This is a genomic window from Chthoniobacter flavus Ellin428 (assembly GCF_000173075.1).
GTDB classification, from domain to species: domain Bacteria; phylum Verrucomicrobiota; class Verrucomicrobiia; order Chthoniobacterales; family Chthoniobacteraceae; genus Chthoniobacter; species Chthoniobacter flavus.
The window spans coordinates 1-17,176 of the sequence record NZ_ABVL01000010.1 but is presented as its reverse complement, the minus strand read 5'-3'; the positions used below and the strand labels follow the sequence as shown (position 1 = coordinate 17,176).

General features: G+C 60.9%; 15 protein-coding genes. 2 read left to right on the top strand and 13 right to left on the bottom strand.

The window, feature by feature from the left end; genetic code table 11:
* The first annotated feature begins 94 nt into the window (after positions 1-94).
* On the top strand, positions 95-952 hold the full coding sequence (locus CFE428DRAFT_RS16755) for a peptidoglycan-binding protein (RefSeq protein WP_006980789.1): 858 nt from the start codon (positions 95-97) through the stop codon (positions 950-952).
* Between the two features lie 102 nt (positions 953-1,054).
* Here CFE428DRAFT_RS16755 and CFE428DRAFT_RS16750 read toward each other — a convergent pair whose 3' ends face one another.
* The 11 genes from CFE428DRAFT_RS16750 to CFE428DRAFT_RS16705 are packed head-to-tail and all read right to left on the bottom strand — an operon-like array spanning position 1,055 to position 13,647.
* Positions 1,055-1,843 carry a DUF3108 domain-containing protein gene (locus tag CFE428DRAFT_RS16750; RefSeq protein WP_006980788.1) on the bottom strand — a complete coding sequence of 263 codons (789 nt, stop codon included), beginning with the start codon at positions 1,841-1,843 and terminating at the stop codon, positions 1,055-1,057.
* Positions 1,840-2,592 (bottom strand): SH3 domain-containing protein, encoded by a 753-nt coding sequence (locus CFE428DRAFT_RS16745; protein ID WP_131989285.1) that lies wholly within the window; start codon positions 2,590-2,592, stop codon positions 1,840-1,842. The genes CFE428DRAFT_RS16750 and CFE428DRAFT_RS16745 overlap by 4 nt, the downstream gene beginning before the upstream one ends.
* Before the next feature lie 13 nt (positions 2,593-2,605).
* Complete coding sequence (locus tag CFE428DRAFT_RS16740; RefSeq protein ID WP_006980786.1) at positions 2,606-4,429, bottom strand: BatD family protein; 1,824 nt, start codon at positions 4,427-4,429, stop codon at positions 2,606-2,608.
* A 5-nt stretch (positions 4,430-4,434) separates the two neighbouring features.
* Positions 4,435-6,612: a VWA domain-containing protein gene (locus CFE428DRAFT_RS16735; RefSeq protein WP_006980785.1), complete on the bottom strand. Its 2,178-nt coding sequence runs from the start codon at positions 6,610-6,612 to the stop codon at positions 4,435-4,437.
* Positions 6,609-7,634, bottom strand: a complete 1,026-nt coding sequence (locus CFE428DRAFT_RS16730; protein ID WP_006980784.1) for a VWA domain-containing protein — start codon at positions 7,632-7,634, stop codon at positions 6,609-6,611. Before CFE428DRAFT_RS16730 ends, CFE428DRAFT_RS16735 begins: the two co-directional genes overlap by 4 nt.
* Positions 7,631-8,221: a DUF4381 family protein gene (locus tag CFE428DRAFT_RS16725; RefSeq protein ID WP_006980783.1), complete on the bottom strand. Its 591-nt coding sequence runs from the start codon at positions 8,219-8,221 to the stop codon at positions 7,631-7,633. The genes CFE428DRAFT_RS16730 and CFE428DRAFT_RS16725 overlap by 4 nt, the downstream gene beginning before the upstream one ends.
* Positions 8,218-9,117 (bottom strand): DUF58 domain-containing protein, encoded by a 900-nt coding sequence (locus CFE428DRAFT_RS16720; RefSeq protein ID WP_006980782.1) that lies wholly within the window; start codon positions 9,115-9,117, stop codon positions 8,218-8,220. Before CFE428DRAFT_RS16720 ends, CFE428DRAFT_RS16725 begins: the two co-directional genes overlap by 4 nt.
* Before the next feature lie 7 nt (positions 9,118-9,124).
* Complete coding sequence (locus CFE428DRAFT_RS16715) at positions 9,125-10,111, bottom strand: AAA family ATPase (protein ID WP_006980781.1); 987 nt, start codon at positions 10,109-10,111, stop codon at positions 9,125-9,127.
* A 44-nt stretch (positions 10,112-10,155) separates the two neighbouring features.
* The gene (gene waaF / locus CFE428DRAFT_RS35790; RefSeq protein WP_006980780.1) at positions 10,156-12,057 is read right to left on the bottom strand and encodes a lipopolysaccharide heptosyltransferase II; all 1,902 of its coding nucleotides are present in this window, start codon (positions 12,055-12,057) and stop codon (positions 10,156-10,158) included.
* Entirely contained in the window at positions 12,057-12,329 is a 273-nt protein-coding gene (locus tag CFE428DRAFT_RS35785) for a hypothetical protein (protein WP_049975666.1), read from the bottom strand. Before CFE428DRAFT_RS35785 ends, waaF begins: the two co-directional genes overlap by 1 nt.
* Complete coding sequence (locus CFE428DRAFT_RS16705; RefSeq protein WP_237705513.1) at positions 12,301-13,647, bottom strand: peptide ABC transporter substrate-binding protein; 1,347 nt, start codon at positions 13,645-13,647, stop codon at positions 12,301-12,303. The genes CFE428DRAFT_RS35785 and CFE428DRAFT_RS16705 overlap by 29 nt, the downstream gene beginning before the upstream one ends.
* 145 nt (positions 13,648-13,792) lie before the next feature.
* Here CFE428DRAFT_RS16705 and CFE428DRAFT_RS16700 point away from each other — a divergent pair, with 145 nt between their 5' ends.
* Entirely contained in the window at positions 13,793-15,277 is a 1,485-nt protein-coding gene (locus CFE428DRAFT_RS16700) for an MFS transporter (protein WP_006980777.1), read from the top strand.
* A gap of 249 nt (positions 15,278-15,526) precedes the next feature.
* Here the strand turns inward: CFE428DRAFT_RS16700 and secG are convergent, their stop codons facing one another.
* On the bottom strand, positions 15,527-16,249 hold the full coding sequence (gene secG, locus CFE428DRAFT_RS16690) for a preprotein translocase subunit SecG (RefSeq protein ID WP_006980776.1): 723 nt from the start codon (positions 16,247-16,249) through the stop codon (positions 15,527-15,529).
* Positions 16,250-16,417: 168 nt separating this feature from the next.
* Positions 16,418-16,972, bottom strand: coding sequence for a cob(I)yrinic acid a,c-diamide adenosyltransferase (locus CFE428DRAFT_RS16685; protein WP_006980775.1), 555 nt, complete (start codon positions 16,970-16,972; stop codon positions 16,418-16,420).
* Between the last annotated feature and the right edge of the window lie 204 nt (positions 16,973-17,176).

Genomic DNA, 17,176 nt, shown 5'->3' with positions numbered 1-17,176 from the left:
TGATTCCGGGCGAAGCCCCCCAACCGGCAGTTGCAACCTTTCGAATTCCGCTTTGAATAAGCCGGTGCGCCCTCCGTCCAAATTGCCACCATTCATGAAAACGAAGCTTGTTTGCGTCCTGGCCACTCTGGCTCTTGTCGTTTCCGCCTCGGCAGATGACCAGGTGCGCAATGCCCAGACGGAACTGAAGAGCCTGGGCTTTTACTACGGCGAGGCGAATGGCCAGAGCAGCGCCGAGTGGGCCTTTGCCATCCGCCGTTACCAGATCCGGAATGGCCTGGAGGTGACGGGCGCCCTAAACCACGAAACGCTTGCCGCTCTGGGCATGGTCGCGGCCAACAACAAGCCAAAGAAATCCGCGCCGCCCCCGCCCAACATGGAAGACGTGGCGCCGCCCAAGCCAGCCAATACGACCAAGGCCCAGCCGCCGACGGATCTTCGACGCGACCCGTCGGTGGAACAAAGCGACAAGGACTTTCTGCAGCGCGAAGAAAACAAGGTGCGGAACCGGGACCGCACCGCAGCGGATTATAGTGACCCGGGTCCGCAGCCTTCGGCTCCTCCGCCGCCTCCGCGTAGTCCCGCGGTCGTGGCTCCGCCGGCGCCTCTCGATGCCCCGAGTGCCGATTTTCCCGTGCTCTTCGCCGGCACACCCTTCGCCAATGCGCCGGTCACCGTGCAACGCGACACCCTGCGCCGGGCCCAGGGAGTGCTCGCCGAACGCGGCTATTATCGCGACGTCATCGACGGCCTGCCCGGCCCGGCCACGGAGGAAGCGCTGCTCGGTTACCAACGCTCCGAGCGCTTGACGCTCACCGGACGTCTTGACATGGACACGCTCAATGATTTGCGCCTGCTCCCGCGGGACAACCGGGACAGCGGCGTCCGCTTCGGCTTTGAATTGCACATCCCCAACCACGTCTTCCGCGGCGTTTGGGTGGACCGGCGGTAAAGCGGTCTGCGAACAGTGGATGCGGCATCCTGCCGCTTTTCGTAAATCAACCCATCAGCGGCAGCGAGATACCGCCGCCCCTCTTTTCCGGTCGGTGGCCGCTTATGGCGTAAACTCCACCGACTGCAATTCCGTCCACACGCTGCCGACGAAAATCTCCGCCTCGATCTTCAGCAGGACGCGGTCGCGATCGTCCGACACCCAAGCGAAGGCGCGTTTGAATTTCCGGTGCGGCTCCAGCTCCATGTGCTTGGTGATCCCTTGAAGGCGCAACTGGCACTTGATTGCATTGTAATTCCCGGCGGGTACTTTCAGCTTCTCGCGGCCGAGCACCTCGATATCCGCCAGATATCCCGCCTTCGACGGGAAAACCACCATGCGATATTTGTCGCCCTGCTGCAGTGGTTGGCTGCGCACAAACAGCAGCGCGCTCAGGAGGTCAAAAACATTGGGACACTTGAATTTGTGTTCCTTGTCCGGCGGCTCTTTCGAGGGCGTCACTTGCGTGGTGCGGCGCGCGCCCTCAGGCGAAAACTCCGTCTTCGTCGTCTGCGTTTCCGATTTATAGACCTCGGTCTGCTGCAGCCGGATCGGCCGCAGGGTCGTGGCGTTGCAGGTCGCTATGTGTTGCGAATCCATCTTCCACAAGGTCCGCACGAACCCGGTGGTCTGCGTGTTCATGTCCAACTGATACTCTCCGTGCGCTTTCGAAAAGTCGAAGGTCGCCTGGGCCGCAGTGATCGCTCCCCAGCCAAACCGGTAAACCGCTTTCTGGGGCCGGAACGGCGCAAATTTTCCCGGCTGTGGCGACGTGAGCGTGTCACGCCAGTCACTCGCGCGGGCCGGCACCACCAGCAGCAAACAAAGCAGTGGAAGCAACCAGCGGATCATGACTTCACCGGTCGCACATGCTGCAGAGCGCCTTCCGGAACCCAACCCCGGCCAAGACCCGGCAATTCGCAATAAATCCATTCGCCGCGCTCGCTGAGCACCCGCACCTGGCTGCCAGCGGGCAAGGCCTCCGCCACGCCTGCGCTCTCCGCCGGCGCCAACCGGGCCTCCGTTTCCTTCGCCGTGATCACCGCCAACGCTTGATCCCTGGTCATACTCCACAAGGAAACGCTCGCCACCGCACAGACGACAACGCTCAGCAGGGTCAGCAGCCACAATCCAAAATGATCCGCCTGGCGGCTCGTGAAAATGATCACCAAACCGAACAACACAATCCAACCGGAGACCGCAACGAGCACCGTCCAGATGTTCGTCGTCAGCAAATGAGCCAGCCGGCTATTCCACGAGACCGGCAACAGTCTCGAGCCATTTTTCTCGCGCAGCAGTCGGAGATTCGCCAGCGCCTCGGGATGGCGCGGGGTCAACGCCAGCGCGCGCTCGTAGCTCAAGATCGCGTGCCCTGCGTCGTCCAACCGGAATTCCGTGTTCCCCAGATTGTAGTAAACATTCGCGCTCCCCGCGCCACTCTCGATCACCTTTTCATAGCCAGCCTTCGCGTCGGCAAATTTGCCCTGGTCGTAGGCTTGATTAGCCGTATCGAAATCGCTGGCCCAACCGCGGATCGGGAGCAGCGCGAGCAAGAGCACCGCCAGCGCGGCGAGCCAGCGCGGGAATTTCCAGCATGGCAAAGATGGGTGTCGTTCAGCTTTTTGCATGGCCCTTCTCCAGTTGTTTCAATGCGCCCATCACGCGTTCGCGTTCAGCGGCGGAAACCGGCCCGCCGCCACCACCGCCACCCGCGTAATGCACTTCGGCGCGAGCGCTGAAAATCTCCTCGATTGTTCCCGCGGCCTGCTCGTCGAGCTCCGCCGCAGAGCGGACCACCGAGGCATCGATGCCCGCGACGGGGCGGTTCGTCTTGAGGGCCGTTTCCAATTGCGCGAAGCGCGCGGCGGCATCGAAGAAATCCACATAGCCGAGATCGGAGCCCCGCAAGCGGCGCCACACGGCCTCTTTTTCCTGCTGCAACGCCGCCCTTTGGCGCACCGCCAAATCGGGCGGCCGGCGCAACTTGAAAGCGATCAAGCCAAGCAAGATGGCGCCGAGGGCGCCCTGCACATACCAAAACTCACGGCGCTCGTAGAGCGGCGCGAAACGCTGCGGCTCTTCCGAGTCATAACGCAAACCGAGGATGTCGTCGGGACGCGGCGCTGCCGCCGGCTTTTTCGGCGCGGGCGGCGCGTTGTTATCCGCCGCGGACGCCACCGGCTTCGGCGCGGGCAATGCGTCTCCTTCGACCACCAGCGACGCGGGCTCCGAATTCAGCGTAACGTATTTCTCCGCCCCCGGATCGAAGTACGAAAAATGAAACTCCGGCATCGCCGTCTTCTTCGCTTCCGGGATGACCTGCATTTCGAAAGTCTTCGTGCCGGTAAAGCTGATCGGGTCGTCCGCCTGGAAGGTGTTCGAGGGCGGATACGTTCGCCAACCCGTGGGATCATTGATCTCCGGCGCGGTCACGCGATCGAAGCTCCCCTTACCCGACACGCGCAATTTCATCGTAACCGGATCACCGATCTTGACCTGCTTCGGACTTCCCTCGGCGCTAAATGTGAAGTTCCCCACCGCGCCCGAAAAGTCTGCCGGCTTGCCGGCCTGCGGCAGCGACTTGACCGTAAATTCCACCTCCGGCGCTTTCACCTTCACCTCCTGTAGGGCGGAGAAAAACGGATCGTTGAAAATACTGCCGAAAGGATCGAGCGGACTGCTGCTGCGTTCCGCGCGCGGAATGCGGGCGTGAAACTGAATGTTGCCCGGCCCGAGGGTGAGCTTGCCGGCGCGAATCGGCGTCACCAGCGTTTTGAAAACCACATAATCGTAATCACGGCCGTTCCGCTCTACCTGGTCGCTGCGCGGTTCGGGCACCTTCTGCTTGGTCCAGCCTTCACCGCCGATCTCCGGCATTTCCTCCAACTGCCAGCGAATCCGGGAATCGACATACAGACGAAACTCCACGGGGATCGACTCCCCGAGATAGAGCGTCTTCTTCGGCATCACGAACTCGGCAAAGGCCCGCTTCTGGTTGTCCTCATCCGTCGCGCTGCTCGGCTGCACGGTCAGAGCGGCTGGCTGCGTGGTGTAGTCTTTCCCATCCACCTGGATCGTTATCGCCGGAATGGTGAACTTACCATTCTTCTGCGGCGTGATTTGATACGAGTAGGTCTTCGTGTGCTCGGTGACAAAGTTGCCATTGTCAATGCGGATGACCGACTGCTCGCTGGCCCCGCCATATTGGATATCCAGGCCGTCGACCGGCGAAATATCAGGCGCGTCGGGAACGTGGTGCGACCCGCTGATCTTGAGTTGAAAAATCACCGGATCCCCGACGACCGAAATGCTCCGATTCAAATGCGCGCGCACAGAGACCTCCGCCGCGTGAGCCACCGTGGCCACAAGCAAAAGCAGGAACAGCGTAGCGAGGCCACGCAGATGATGAGGAAGGAAATGGAGACGAGAGAGTGACATGCGGTTTACCAATCCCGGAAATTGCGCCCCTGCGGTTTGCCGGGTTTGCGAAGTTGAACGCGCTGATCCTCCCCTTTCAAGGATTCGAGCAGGCTCCTCGCCTGAGAGGGAGTCATCTTGCCTTCCTGTGCAGCCTGGGCCTCGGCGGCGGCCTCCTGCTGCGCATCCGCTTTTTCGCCATTCTGCTGCGGATTGCCCTGCGCCTGGATTTGGCCCTCGCGCTTCTTGGCGGGTTCATCCGGCGCCGACTGCGGCTGCTGGTCCTGCCCCTCCTTGTTTTGCTGCGGTGATTGCTGGTTACCCTGCGAGGGATTCGACTGCGCATCCCGTTTCTCGTCACCTTTGTCGCCGTTCTGCTGCGGAGGTTGCTGGTTCTGCTGGTCTCCCTTGCCGCTCTGATCCTTGTCCTGTTGCTCTTTCCCCTGCTGGTTCTGTGGCTGCTGCTGTTGCCCTGAGGAGCCCTGCGATTGCTGGTTCTGGGACTGCTGCTGTTGTTGCTGCTGCTGCGAATTCTGTTGCTGGTTTTGGTCCTGTTTCTGCGAACCGCCGGACTTCTGTTGCTGCTGTTGCTGTTGATCCTTCTGGTCCTTCTGGTCCTTCTGGTCCTTGTTCTGCGAACCCTTGTTTTGCTGCGGCTGTTGTTGCTGCTGGTTCTGCTGATCCTTCTTCTGTTCGTCCTTCTTGTCCTGCTGCTTTTGCTGCTCGGATTTTGGCGGCTGCTTTTGCATCTCCCCGAGAAGCTTGCGCACCACGTCGCGATTGTATTCCGCGTCCTTGTTTCCCGGGGTGACTTTCAATGCCTGGTCGTAATGCTGCAGCGCGTCCTTCCATTGCTTCACGCGCTTCTCCTTCTCCTCCGTCGCCCGGCCCTGTTCGAAAAGCGTGTTGCCGAGATTGTACTCTGCCGCCGCGCGTAGATTCGGATCCGGCGAAGTCACCGCCTTGGCAAAGGCATCCAGCGCCTTCGCGAAATCGCCCGTCTTGTAAGCCGCCGCGCCGAGATCGAAATTCAGCGCCGCCGAATCGCGCTGCTGCTGCAACTGGCGATCAAACTCCGAGATGGCACCCTTGTAATCCCGACGATCGTAAGCCTCGAGGCCGCTGTTCTTCGCCTGCGCCAGCAGCGGCAGCAGGAGCAGCAGGGCCGCCACCCGCACCGGAATCGGCGAAGGCAGCACGCGCCGCCTCGATCGCTTGCGCTCGCCCAGGAGCGAAGACGTCACCAGCAGCGCCAGCGCCGCCGAGAGCGGCCATTGGTAACGCTCGATCGGACGGCGCGACATACGGGCATCGATTTCTTTTTCTTTCATTTTGCCCAGGCCGTCGTCGATGATTTGTTTCATCTCAGCCGGCCCGCTCTGCAGGTGAACGTAGAAGCCACCGGTCGATTCTGCAATTTTTCGTAGCCGGTCTTCATCCAGCTTGGATTTGACATTCTGGCCGTTCTCGTCCTTGACGAATTCCGTGCCCCCATTCTCTCCGGGAACCGGAATCAGCGATCCATCGGCCGACCCGAGCCCCACCGTAAAGATGCGCATGTGGTCCTTTTCCGCGGCGGCCGCGGCCACGGCGTCGGATTCCAATTCCTCACCGTCGGTGAAGATGATGAGGCAGCGATTGTCGCTCTCGCCCTTACCGAAGGCAGCATCCGCTTCGGTGATCGCGGCGGCGATATTGGTGCCGCCGCGCGGGATGATGTTGGTATCGAGTTCGGAGACGGAATCCAGCACCGCGCCGTAGTCAATCGTCAGCGGCGCCTGGAGGAACGCCGTGCCGGCAAAGGCAATGAGGCCCACGCGGTCACCGGTCAATTGCGAGATGAGATCCTGCGTGGCGAGCTTCGCCCGGCCGAGACGGCTCGGCGCGAGATCGGTGGACAGCATGCTGCGGGAGCAATCGATGGCGATGAGGATGTCCCGCCCCTGGCGCTTGCTCTGTTCCCACGTGTAGCCGTAGCGTGGCTCGGCCAGGCTGACCAGCAAGGCCGCGAGGCCGAGAAGGAAGAGCGTAAAGCGCAACCGGCGAAGATTGAGGCTCACCGTCCCGGCCAGGCGATCAAGCAAACGCGTCGCCACCAACTGCTGCAGCAATTTGCTGCGCCGGCTTTCGTTGCGCGCATAGAGCACGATGAGGAGCGGCAACAGCGCGAAACCCCAAAACCACAGTGGTTGACCGAAACTCATGGCAGGCGGTTCCCCACGGTTTGCGCCAGGATGGCCTGCAAGGCGAGCAGGCCCAGACCGGCGCCCAGAAACCACGGGAACAAATCCCGGTACTGGGTGAATTGCTTCATCTCGACCTTGGTTTTTTCCAACTGGTCAATCTCCTCGTAAATTTGAGTCAACGACTTGGTATCGGTCGCGCGATAGAATTTCGCCTTCGTCATGTCGGCGATCTTCTTAAGCGTATCTTCATCCACGTCGACCTTCACGTTCTGGTAGACCTTGCGACCGAAAACGTCCCGCCCGACGGGCATCGGCGCAAATCCCTTGGTGCCCGCACCAATGGTGTAGACTTTCACGCCCAGCGCGGAGGCGGCTTCGGCGGCCGTGAGCGGCGACACCTTGCCGGCATTGTTATCGCCGTCGGTGAGCAGCACCACGATGCGGCTCTTCGAATCCTTGCGCTCGATGAGGCGGGTGGTGCACGAGGCGATCGCCGAGCCGATGGCGGTGCCGTCCTCGACCAGGCCCAGCTTCACCCGGTCGAGATTCTGGATGAGCCAGCCATGGTCAAGCGTGAGCGGACTCACGAGATATGGCCGGGCAGCGAAAGCAATCATGCCAATCCGATCGTTCGGGCGCGCCTCGATGAACTTCTGCGTCACCTGTTTTACGACGTCGACGCGGCTGGCCCGTTCACCACCGATGGTGAAATCCTCCGCAATCATCGATCCGGAAACGTCCAGCGCGAGCATGATGTCGATGCCACTCGCCTGCACCTGACTGAACGTGCGGCCCAATTGCGGCCGCGCCAGGGCGACGATGAGAATCGCCAACGCGAGCAGCAGCAGGCTCATCAACAACCCGCCGATGCGAGAACGGCGTGGCTTGCCGAGGGCGCGGATGGGAAGCAAGGAGGAATAAATCACCGCCGGCGCCGCACCCCGGCCGCCCTCAAACAACGCCACCACCGGCACCACGAGCAGGAGCAAGAGCAACCACGGATGAGCAAAGGTCAGCGGACTGTCCTGGAGAAAATTCATGCCTGTCCTCCTTGCACAAAGGCGAGTGCGCTCTCGACGAGTTCGCTGTTATCGGCGCTCGTCGCATCCATGCGCGCGAATTTGATCATGTCGCACTTTTCGAGAAAGTGCCCGAGCAGCGAGCGATCGCTCTCGTTGAACAACTTGGAACCGGAAATCGCGGCGAGGAATTCCGGTGAGGTCTGCCGGGTGGCCGGCAGGCTGAACTTCGCGTTGGCAATGAAGGTCCGCAGGACATCTGACACCACGACGCTGAAGGCGTAGGGCTCGATCTCGCCCACTTTGGTGCGGAGCTTTTCGAGTTCGCGCAGGGCGATCTCCGAGGCGCTCGGCGGTGGAGGTGGCGGGCGGCGCCGAATCAGGCTCACGATGAACCAGATGACCAAGCCGAGCAGGATCACCGCCACCGCGATGGCCGTGGCGACCATCCATGGTGGATACGGAAAGACATCGATCGGCGGGGCAATATCGTGAATCTGCACCGGCGAAGGCGTCACGTCGGGCGCGGCGGCCGGGCTAATCCCTGCCGTGGGAGGCGGAGTCGAAAGCACGGCAAAAATGGGCGAAAGCAACAGGGCGGCGCTCATCGAAGTTGCAGTCGCCGCTCGCGCGTGCGGAAAAAGGTTTGCAACGCCGGGACGTAGTCCTGGTCGGTGCGCAGCGAAATCGCATCCACCTGCTTTTTGCGAAAGTCCCGCAGCCGGGCCTGGATGCGCTGTTCCGCCGCATCGAGGAATTTTTTGCGGACGTTGCGATCGGAAGTATCGATCTCGATCTGCTCGCCGGTCTCGGCGTCTTCCAGCGTGAGCAATCCCACATCGGGCAATTCCTCTTCGCGTGGATCGATGATCGGGACGGCTATCAAATCGTGCCGTCGACTGGTGACGGATAGTTCGCGCGAAAAATCGGGCGCTTGAAAATCTGAAATGAGGAACACCACCGAGCGACGGTGTAACACCTGGTTCAGGTAGTTGAGCGCCACGGCGGGCTGGGTGCCGCGGCCCTTCGGCTCGAAATAGACGATCTCGCGGATCAGCCGCAGAATGTGCAACCGGCCTTTCTTCGGCGTGATGAAGAGCTCCACGTGATCGGAAAACAGAATGAGCCCCACCTTGTCGTTGTTGCGAATGGCGCTGAAGGCGAAGAGACACGCCACCTCCGCCGCGAGTTCACGCTTGCTCAACTCCACGCTGCCGAAATCGCCCGAGGCGCTGACATCGACCATGAGCATCACCGTCAGTTCGCGTTCCTCGGTGAATTTTTTCACGAAGGCATCGCCGTGTACTTCGCTGAATTTTGCGGTCACGTTCCAGTCGATCGAACGCACTTCGTCGCCCGGCTGATACTGGCGCACTTCCTCGAAGTTCATCCCGCGCCCCTTGAACACGCTGCGATACTGCCCGGAGAACGTCGCGGACACAAGCCCGCGAGTCTTCAACTCGAGACGGCGGATTTTCTTGAGAATGGCGTCTGCGGATTCCATTCGCAAATTACGGCACGGCCAATCCAGCGAAAATGGTGTCAATGATCTGTTCGCTGGTCTTCTCCTCGGCTTCGGCCTCGTAGCTCACGATGATGCGGTGGCGCAGCACATCGGGGCCGACGCTCTTCACGTCTTGCGGCGTAACGTAGCCGCGGCCGGCGATGAATGCCCTGGCCCGCGCGGCGAGGGTCAGCGCGATGGTCGCGCGCGGACTGGCGCCGTAGCGGATGAGCCCATCGAGCTTCAGCTTGTAGTCGGCCGGCTTGCGCGTCGCAAAGACGACATCGACGATGTAATCCTTCACCCGGCTGTCGATGTAGATGTTGTTCACGATCTCGCGCGAACGAATGATGTCGGCCGGTTCGGTGATGGTGAGCACTTTCAAATCCGGCGTGCTCGTCGCCATGAGATCAAGAATCTTGCGCTCCTCCTCCTTGCTCGGATAACCGACCTTCAGCTTGAGCATGAAGCGGTCGAGCTGCGCCTCGGGGAGCTGATAGGTGCCTTCCTGTTCCAACGGGTTTTGCGTGGCAAGAACAAGGAAGGGATCGGGCAGCGGATAGGTCGTGTCGCCAATCGTCACCTGCCGTTCCTGCATCGCTTCGAGCAACGCGCTCTGCACCTTGGCCGGGGCGCGGTTGATTTCGTCGGCCAGGATGAGATTGGAAAAAAGCGGGCCATGCTTGGTGGTGAACTCGCCCGTGCGCGGATTGTAAATGAGCGTGCCGATGAGGTCGGCGGGCAGGAGGTCCGGCGTGAATTGCAGGCGCTGGAAACCGGTGTGAATGCACGAGGCCAGGGTCTTGACGGCGAGCGTCTTCGCCAGGCCGGGCACGCCTTCGAGCAGGATGTGGCCGTTGGTCAGCAGGCCGACGAGCAGGCCGTCCACGAGATATTTTTGGCCGACGAGGACGCGGGCGATTTCGTCCTGGAGTGGTTTGATCCACTGGCTGGCTTGCTTGACTTGCTCGGTGATTTCCTGGGTCGTACTCATGGATAAATGCAGAACTTGTTAAGACAGTTTCAAGGGCGTTTCGTTCAGTCTGGCAGGGCGGTTAGCACGGCCTCAACCACCTCGGTCACACCGATGGCGGTCATGCAACGGAAATCGATCGGACATTCGCGAAGAAAACACGGACTGCAGGCCACATGATGCCGCAGCACTCGATGCTGCACGCCAAGCGGGCCGGTGAGCGTCGGTTCCGTGGAGCCGAAGATGGAAACCGTGGGCACGCCGAGGAAGGACGCGAGGTGCATGGTGCCGGTGTCGTTCGTCAGCAGCAGATCGCAGGTCTGCAATTGCGCCATCAGCTCTTCCAGGGTGGTTTTGCCGACCAGGTCCGTGCACGGCACCTTCGCGGCGGTGAGGATGGTATCCACGATCGGCCGGTCCTTTTCGACGCCGAAGATTTTCCATTCCGCGCCGGTGCATTCCTGCACGATCCGCACGACTTGGGCGAAGCGCTCCGGCAGCCAGCGTTTGGCCGGTCCATACTCCGCTCCCGGGCAGAGCCCGATGACCGGACGCTCCCGCTTCACCGGAGGATTCGCCGGCAGATTCTTCAGCGCCCCCTTGATGTCCGCCCCGACGAACTCCGCCAGCGCGAGATAGTGATGCACCTGATGCTCCGGGCGTTTCAGGTCCTTTTTCTTTTTCTTCGGCGCGAATACCTGATTGAGCAACGAGCGGCGCTGATGCCCGGGATAACCGACGCGCCGCGGAATCTCCGCCAGCCATACTTCCAGCGCGACGCGCAGTGAATTCGGAAACAGGATCGCCACGTCGTAGGTCCAGCGAAGCCGCTTCGCCACGGAACGGATGCTGTCGTCGCGCTCGATCGTCAGGACCTCGTCGACTTCCTCCACGCTCTTCCACACGTCGGCGAGCTTGGCCGGGGTCAGGATCGTGACGTGCGCATCGATGCGCCCGCGCTTGATCGCGCGCACTGCAGGCACGCTCATGATCGCATCGCCGAGCCAGTTGCTGCCGCGAATCAAAATGCGGAAGGGTTGCAAGTCCTTCGCCGTGGTTCCCGGCGCAAGGGCGACGCCACGCTTGTAACCTTGGAGCAGGAATTTCGGCTTGGGCGTCTTCCAGCGATTATGCACCCAGAACCAATCCTCGGGCTGACGCCGGATTTGCTGCTCGAGCAGACGGTTGATACTCACCGTCGCCGCTTCCACGCTCTGCCCCTCCGCCCGCAGGCCTTTGCTGATCACGCAACGCCACCGCGCCACGCCGTCGGTGTAAACGGCCGCCGGCACGAGCCAACCGCTGGTCCGCAAGGCCAGCATGGCCGGAAGGGTGGTCGTGGAAGCGAGGCGGTTGAAAAAGGGGCACCAAAGACCGGCGTCACCGGCATGTTGATCGATAAGAATTCCCACTCCTCCGCCCGCGCGGATGAACTGCGAGGCGTGCACGATACCTTCCTTGCGCTCGAAGAGTTCCAGGCCCAACCGCGCGCGATCGCGGCGCACCTCGGCGTCGATGTAAGGATTTCCCAACGCCTGAAAGATGGTGCCGACTTTGCACTCGAAAATGATCGGCGTGAGCTGGGCAAACAGCTCCCAACTGCCGAGATGGCTGATAACGAAGACGAATCCCGCGCCGTCAATCCCATCCGCCTTCATCTCCTCGAGCCCCTCGATGGTCACCAGCGACCGGATCTCCTCCCGCGGGAGTCGGGGAATCTTGATGCTGCAAAGGAGATTGGCGCCCAGCGTGGCGAAGTGCCGCCGGGCCAGCGCGCGAATTTCCGCCCTCGATTTTTCCTCGTGGAAGGCGATGAGCAAATTGCGCAGCACGAGCTGCCGATACGAACTGGCGACGTAATAAGCCAGCGACCCGAGGAGCCATCCAAGACGGAATATTCCTGTCAGCGGTAGTAGACAGATTGCGGCCGAGGCGAGCCGATAAATCGCGAAGACCAGGCGATCCATCAACGTTTCTTCCAGTACATGGCTTTCAAAGGATGCTCGTCGAGGAGATTGGCCTCGATGCCGCCGAGCTTGTTCGCGTCGTAGAACTGAATGCCGACGTAGTAATAGAGCGGGCAGATCGGCGCCTCGTCGGTCACCAGGATTTTTTCCGCCTCGCGAAACAGGGCGAAGCGTTTCTCCGCATTATTTTCCCGCGCGGCGGCGGCGATGAGTTCGTCATATCGCTTGTTGCTCCAGCCGGTCTCATTGTTCCCGCCATCGGTCACAAACATGTCCATGAAAGGTATTGGGATCGTTGTAATCGCCCACCCAGGTAGAGCGGCTGATATCATAATCAATGCGCTGTTGCGTCTCCAGGAAGACCGTCCACTCCTGCCGGCTTAGCTGGATGGTCACGCCGAGCTCACGCTGGAAAACGCTTTGTAATTCGACGGCAATATCCTGGTCGAGATCCAAACCCGTCCGGTAAAGATAATACACCACCGGAAAACCTTTGCCGCCGGGATAACCGGCCTCGGCGAGAAGCTGCCGCGCTTTTTCCGGGTCGCGTCGATACATCGGCGGGGGCTGATAGCCCGAGCCCGCCCCCGGCGGCACGAAGCTCTCCGCCGGAAGTTCGCCCGCGCGCGTGATGTGGTCGACGAGATATTGCTTGTCCACGACCAGCGCGAAGGCCTTGCGCACGCGAACGTCGTCGAAAGGTTTTCGCTTCACGTTAAAGCGAAAAAAATAGGCGCCGAGAAAGGGCGCGGCGTGAAAGTCCGACCGCTTCTTCAGGTAGGGAATGAGGGGGGTTGGCGTGAGGCTTTTGTCGATCATGAGATCGGCGATACCGGTAGCGTAAAAATTGTAGGCGGTGTTGGGCTGCGCGGTAGGCAGGATGTCCACGCTGTTCAGCTTGACGTTCGCCGCGTCCCAGTAGCGCGGATTTTTCAGCAAGCGCATGTGATCGAAAGGCATCCATTCGTGCAGCACGAACGGGCCGTTGCCGATGAAGTGATCCGGCTTTGACGCCCAATCGTTATACTTTTCCGCCGTAGCCCGATGCACCGGCAACAAAGCGGTAAAGGCGCACAGATCGAGGAAAAACGGCGTCGGATTGGCCAGCGTCACTTCCAGCGTATAGGGATCCGGCGCTCGGACGGCCACGGTGCTGAAATCCTGAGTTTTGCCTTCGTTGAAATCCTTCGCCCCGCGAATGTAGTAGAGCTGGTAGGCGTATTCGGCAGCCGTCTTGGGAAGAAGGGCACGCCGCCAGGAGTAGAGAAAATCCTCCGCCGTAACGGGGTCGCCATTGCTCCAACTCGCGTTGTGGCGCAGGTGGAAGGTGTAGTGCAACCCATCCGGCGAGATCTCCCAACGCTCGGCCACGCCGGGTTCCGCTTCACCCTTCACGCCAAAAGCGGTGAGCCCCTCGAAGAGCGCATAGGCTACGCGGCTGGTTGCCTGGGCCGTCATCAACGGCGGGTCGAGCACTTCGGATTCCGCGCCATTGAGGCAGACCAGATCGGCACGATTACCCAAACGCCCGCAAGCACACAGGGCCAAAGCGGCAAAAACAGCGATGAGGCGAGGCAAAGGACTGGTCACAGAGGGCGGGAAGCTTGGCATGGATGCGGATGGGATTCCAAGCTGTTCTCCACGGCGCTTGGCGAAAACGCTGGCCGGTCCATGCGCGGCGATCTCTGGCCGGTTCCGCTTTCCGTCCAGGGCGGATTGCACCACTATCCCGCCGATGTCGAAGAAGCTCACCGCATTTTTTGGTTCATTCACCGTCTTCAAAGGGGCGGCCCCGGAGCTGTGGCTGACCTTCCTCATCAAATTCCTCATTGTGGCCGCCTTCCAAATCTCGGTGGTCACCCTCGTCCGCTGGCTTTCCAGCGACCTCGGCATGAGCGATCGAGAAGCGCAAGGGACAGTCATGGCCTGGGCCATCACCATGATCGTGGTCACGCTACTGGTGGGCTCGCTCACCGATGCGTTGGGGTTGCGTCGGACCTTTTTTCTCGGCGTCTGGATCTGCCTGATCGCCCGCGCGGTCATGGCACTATCTCCCGTCAAATGGGTGTCGGTGAGTGTCGGATTGTTCCTGTTAGCCATCGGCGAAGCGCTGGGCACGCCTGTGCTCGTCGCGGCGACGCGCAAGTATTCCAACACCCAGCAGCGCTCGATGGCGTTTTCGCTGATTTATGTCGTGATGAATCTCGGCTTCCTCGCCGCAAATTATGTCTACGACTGGGTCCGGCAAGGCCTCGGAGAATACGGATATTGGACCGTGCCGTTCTTCGGCTGGCACATCACCACCTACCGCACGCTGTTCCTCGTCAGCTGGGTGATCGAATTGCTGATTCTGCCCGCCATCTGGTTTTTGCGGGATGGCGTCAACGTAACCGACGAGGGCGTAACGATCACCCCTCGCGAGAAGTATTCCACGAATTCCCAGCCGATCTTAATTGCCGGCTGGGAGATGATCCGACAAAGCGCCAGCGAGACGGCGGGCTTCTTCGTTCGGTTGGTCAAGCAGGCGGGCTTTTATCAACTGCTGAGTTTTCTGTTGCTGATCGCCCTCATCAAAATCGTGTTCACGCAGTTGTACTATGTCTTCCCGACCTGGGGCGTGCGTGAGCTCGGGCCTGGTGCCCCGGTGGGGCGCCTTTTGGCGATCAATAACTGGTTCATCATTTTTCTCGTCCCGATCATCGGCGCCCTCACTCGTCGCTCGCCGGCCTACTGGATGGTGGTGGTGGGCGGATGCATTACCGCCGCGTCCGTATTCTTCATGGCCCTCCCACCCGCTTGGTTTGCCCCCATCGCCCACGGATGGGTCGGCGATTGGATCGGCCACTTCTACCTCAGCTTAACCGGCGCAGTTCACCCCTATTACGTGATGATCGCCTTCTTCATTATCATCCTGTCGTTTGGCGAAGCCCTTTATTCACCGCGGGTTTATGAGTATGCGGCCGCGATTGCACCGAAAGGCCAGGAGGCATCTTATGGCGCGCTTTCCTACATCCCGTCCTTGGGGAGCAAGATCTTCGCCACCATGATCGCGGGAAATCTGCTCGCGAAATACTGCCCGGAACATGGTCCGCGCAATTCCGCGATGCTCTGGCTGATGATCGCGCTCACCGCAACCGTCGCACCGGTCGGGTTGGTGGCGTTCCAACGATTCATCCGCGTGCAAGAGGCCGGGCGGCCGGATTCGGACACGAAGGAATAGGCGTGGTCATTAAGCAGACCCAACTGGGAGGGGCGACTTTCCAGTCGCCCTGCACCGCGTAGCGATGCCCATAAAAAGAGGCGCTTCGCGCTCCGATTTTTCGGCCGGCGACTGGAAAGTCACCGCTTTCAGGAATCGCTCTCGAATCGAACGAGAGACGGAGGGCACCGCTTCGTCGGTGCTGGTGAAAAGCGTGAACAAGGAAGCGCCGGCGCGCTTCCCTCCATTTCCGCTTTCCGAAAGGAGAACTTAATTACTCGGCTTGTCTTCCGGCTTCGGCGTGGCAGGAGTCGTCGACTCAGGTTTGGACGGCGTAGCGGATTCCGGTTGAGGAGCGGGAGCCGGAGCGGGCTTCGCATCCGTCGCCGGAGCAGGAGCAGGAGCGGGATTCGGCGTCGCAGCAGGCTTCGCTTCGGGAGCTGGCGTTGCAGCGGGCTTGGCTTCGGGGGCTGGGGTCGCCGGAGCGGGCGCGGGTGCCGGGGCGGCAGCAGCCGGCTTGTTTTCCGGTGCAGGCGTGGCGGCTGCGGGTTTGTTTTCCGTGGCCGGTTTTTCCGTCGTCGGGGCGGGCGTGGCCGCAGCGGGTTTCTCTGAAGCCGGCGTGGTCACGGGTGCGGGAAGGTTCTTATCCGTCGGAGCAGGCGTGGCCGTACCAGCAGCCGGAGCGGGAGTCGCCGGGGCCGCGAGTTTCGGCACCGACATGAGCCGCTTCTGCAGCGTGCTCCGCTGATTCGTCTCCTTCACGTAGAGCCAGGAGAGCAGGACGGTCAGCACGAAAAAGATGCCGCCGAGGTAGCGCGTCGCCGTGGCCAGCACGTTGGTGGTTTGCGCACCGAAAAGATTTTCCGTCATGCCGCCACCGAAAGCCGCGCCGAGACCTTCATTCTTCGGACGCTGCATGAGCGTCAGCAAAATGATGAGCAGTGACACGATAACGTGGATCACCAAAAGGACATTGATCACTATGGAAAGCATGGCAGGGGCGCGGAATATGGAGGAAAGAGCCCTACCTGTAAATGGAAGTTTTGGGGCAATTATTTGTCATCCCAGAGGGCGCGCAGCGAAGTCAGGAAGCCCTGTGAAATGCCCGGCGGGGATACGCGTTCTCCGGAGATTACCGTCTCGGTGAATGTCTGGAAGTGCTCAAGAGGGCTCAGAAGGCGGCGCGCTCTTGGTTTCCACCCAGCGGGCCCAGAGCCAGCAGAGATCGGAGAGGCGGTTGAGGTAGCGGATGATTTCGGGGTTTACCGCGGCGCCGGCTTCGCGCAGGGCGATGACGTTTCGTTCGGCGCGGCGGCAGGTGGTACGGGCCACGTCGAGGGCGGCGGAGCCGACGGTGGCTCCAGGGGTGGCCCAACCGTCGTAGGTGACCTGATGGTTCTGCTCGATGTCGTCGATGATCTTCGTGAGGGCGTCGACCATCGGCGCTTCGACGAATTTGAAACCACCCTTGGCGTAACGCTCGCGGTCTTCATCCGCCACGGCGAGTTCGCCCATGAGGATGACCAATTCCTTTTGGATGACCAGCACGGCGTCGGTGACGAAAGAGTCGACGACGGTGGCGCGGACCATGCCGAGGGCGGCGTTGAATTCATCGACCGTGCCGTAGGCGGTGACGCGCACGTCCGTCTTGGAAACGCGGCGGCCATACATTAGGGCGGTGCTACCGTCGTCGCCGGTTTTGGTTGCGATGCTCATGGGGAGAAGAACATCCAATATCCAACACCCAACATCCAACATCCAATTTTCCCGGGGCGAGAACGTGACTGGGTTCGGATCGGAATTGTCCTTTCGAAAAGGTGAAGGGTGAGGCCGCCGCTTGCGTTTTGGAAGGCGGTAGGCGTCTCTCAGCATTACCCACATCTTTTCTCGGATTTAGGACCAGGGGTAATACGGCGTAGC

Bases quoted from the DNA above. Each gene is read 5' to 3' on its own strand.
- CFE428DRAFT_RS16755 (WP_006980789.1), top strand. From the start codon at position 95: ATGAAAACGAAGCTTGTTTGCGTCCTGGCCACTCTGGCTCTTGTCGTT.
- CFE428DRAFT_RS16750 (WP_006980788.1), bottom strand. From the start codon at position 1,843: ATGATCCGCTGGTTGCTTCCACTGCTTTGTTTGCTGCTGGTGGTGCCG.
- CFE428DRAFT_RS16740 (WP_006980786.1), bottom strand. From the start codon at position 4,429: ATGTCACTCTCTCGTCTCCATTTCCTTCCTCATCATCTGCGTGGCCTC.
- CFE428DRAFT_RS16735 (WP_006980785.1), bottom strand. From the start codon at position 6,612: ATGAGTTTCGGTCAACCACTGTGGTTTTGGGGTTTCGCGCTGTTGCCG.
- CFE428DRAFT_RS16730 (WP_006980784.1), bottom strand. From the start codon at position 7,634: ATGAATTTTCTCCAGGACAGTCCGCTGACCTTTGCTCATCCGTGGTTG.
- CFE428DRAFT_RS16725 (WP_006980783.1), bottom strand. From the start codon at position 8,221: ATGAGCGCCGCCCTGTTGCTTTCGCCCATTTTTGCCGTGCTTTCGACT.
- CFE428DRAFT_RS16720 (WP_006980782.1), bottom strand. From the start codon at position 9,117: ATGGAATCCGCAGACGCCATTCTCAAGAAAATCCGCCGTCTCGAGTTG.
- CFE428DRAFT_RS16715 (WP_006980781.1), bottom strand. From the start codon at position 10,111: ATGAGTACGACCCAGGAAATCACCGAGCAAGTCAAGCAAGCCAGCCAG.
- waaF (WP_006980780.1), bottom strand. From the start codon at position 12,057: ATGGATCGCCTGGTCTTCGCGATTTATCGGCTCGCCTCGGCCGCAATC.
- CFE428DRAFT_RS35785 (WP_049975666.1), bottom strand. From the start codon at position 12,329: ATGTTTGTGACCGATGGCGGGAACAATGAGACCGGCTGGAGCAACAAG.
- CFE428DRAFT_RS16700 (WP_006980777.1), top strand. From the start codon at position 13,793: ATGTCGAAGAAGCTCACCGCATTTTTTGGTTCATTCACCGTCTTCAAA.
- secG (WP_006980776.1), bottom strand. From the start codon at position 16,249: ATGCTTTCCATAGTGATCAATGTCCTTTTGGTGATCCACGTTATCGTG.
- CFE428DRAFT_RS16685 (WP_006980775.1), bottom strand. From the start codon at position 16,972: ATGAGCATCGCAACCAAAACCGGCGACGACGGTAGCACCGCCCTAATG.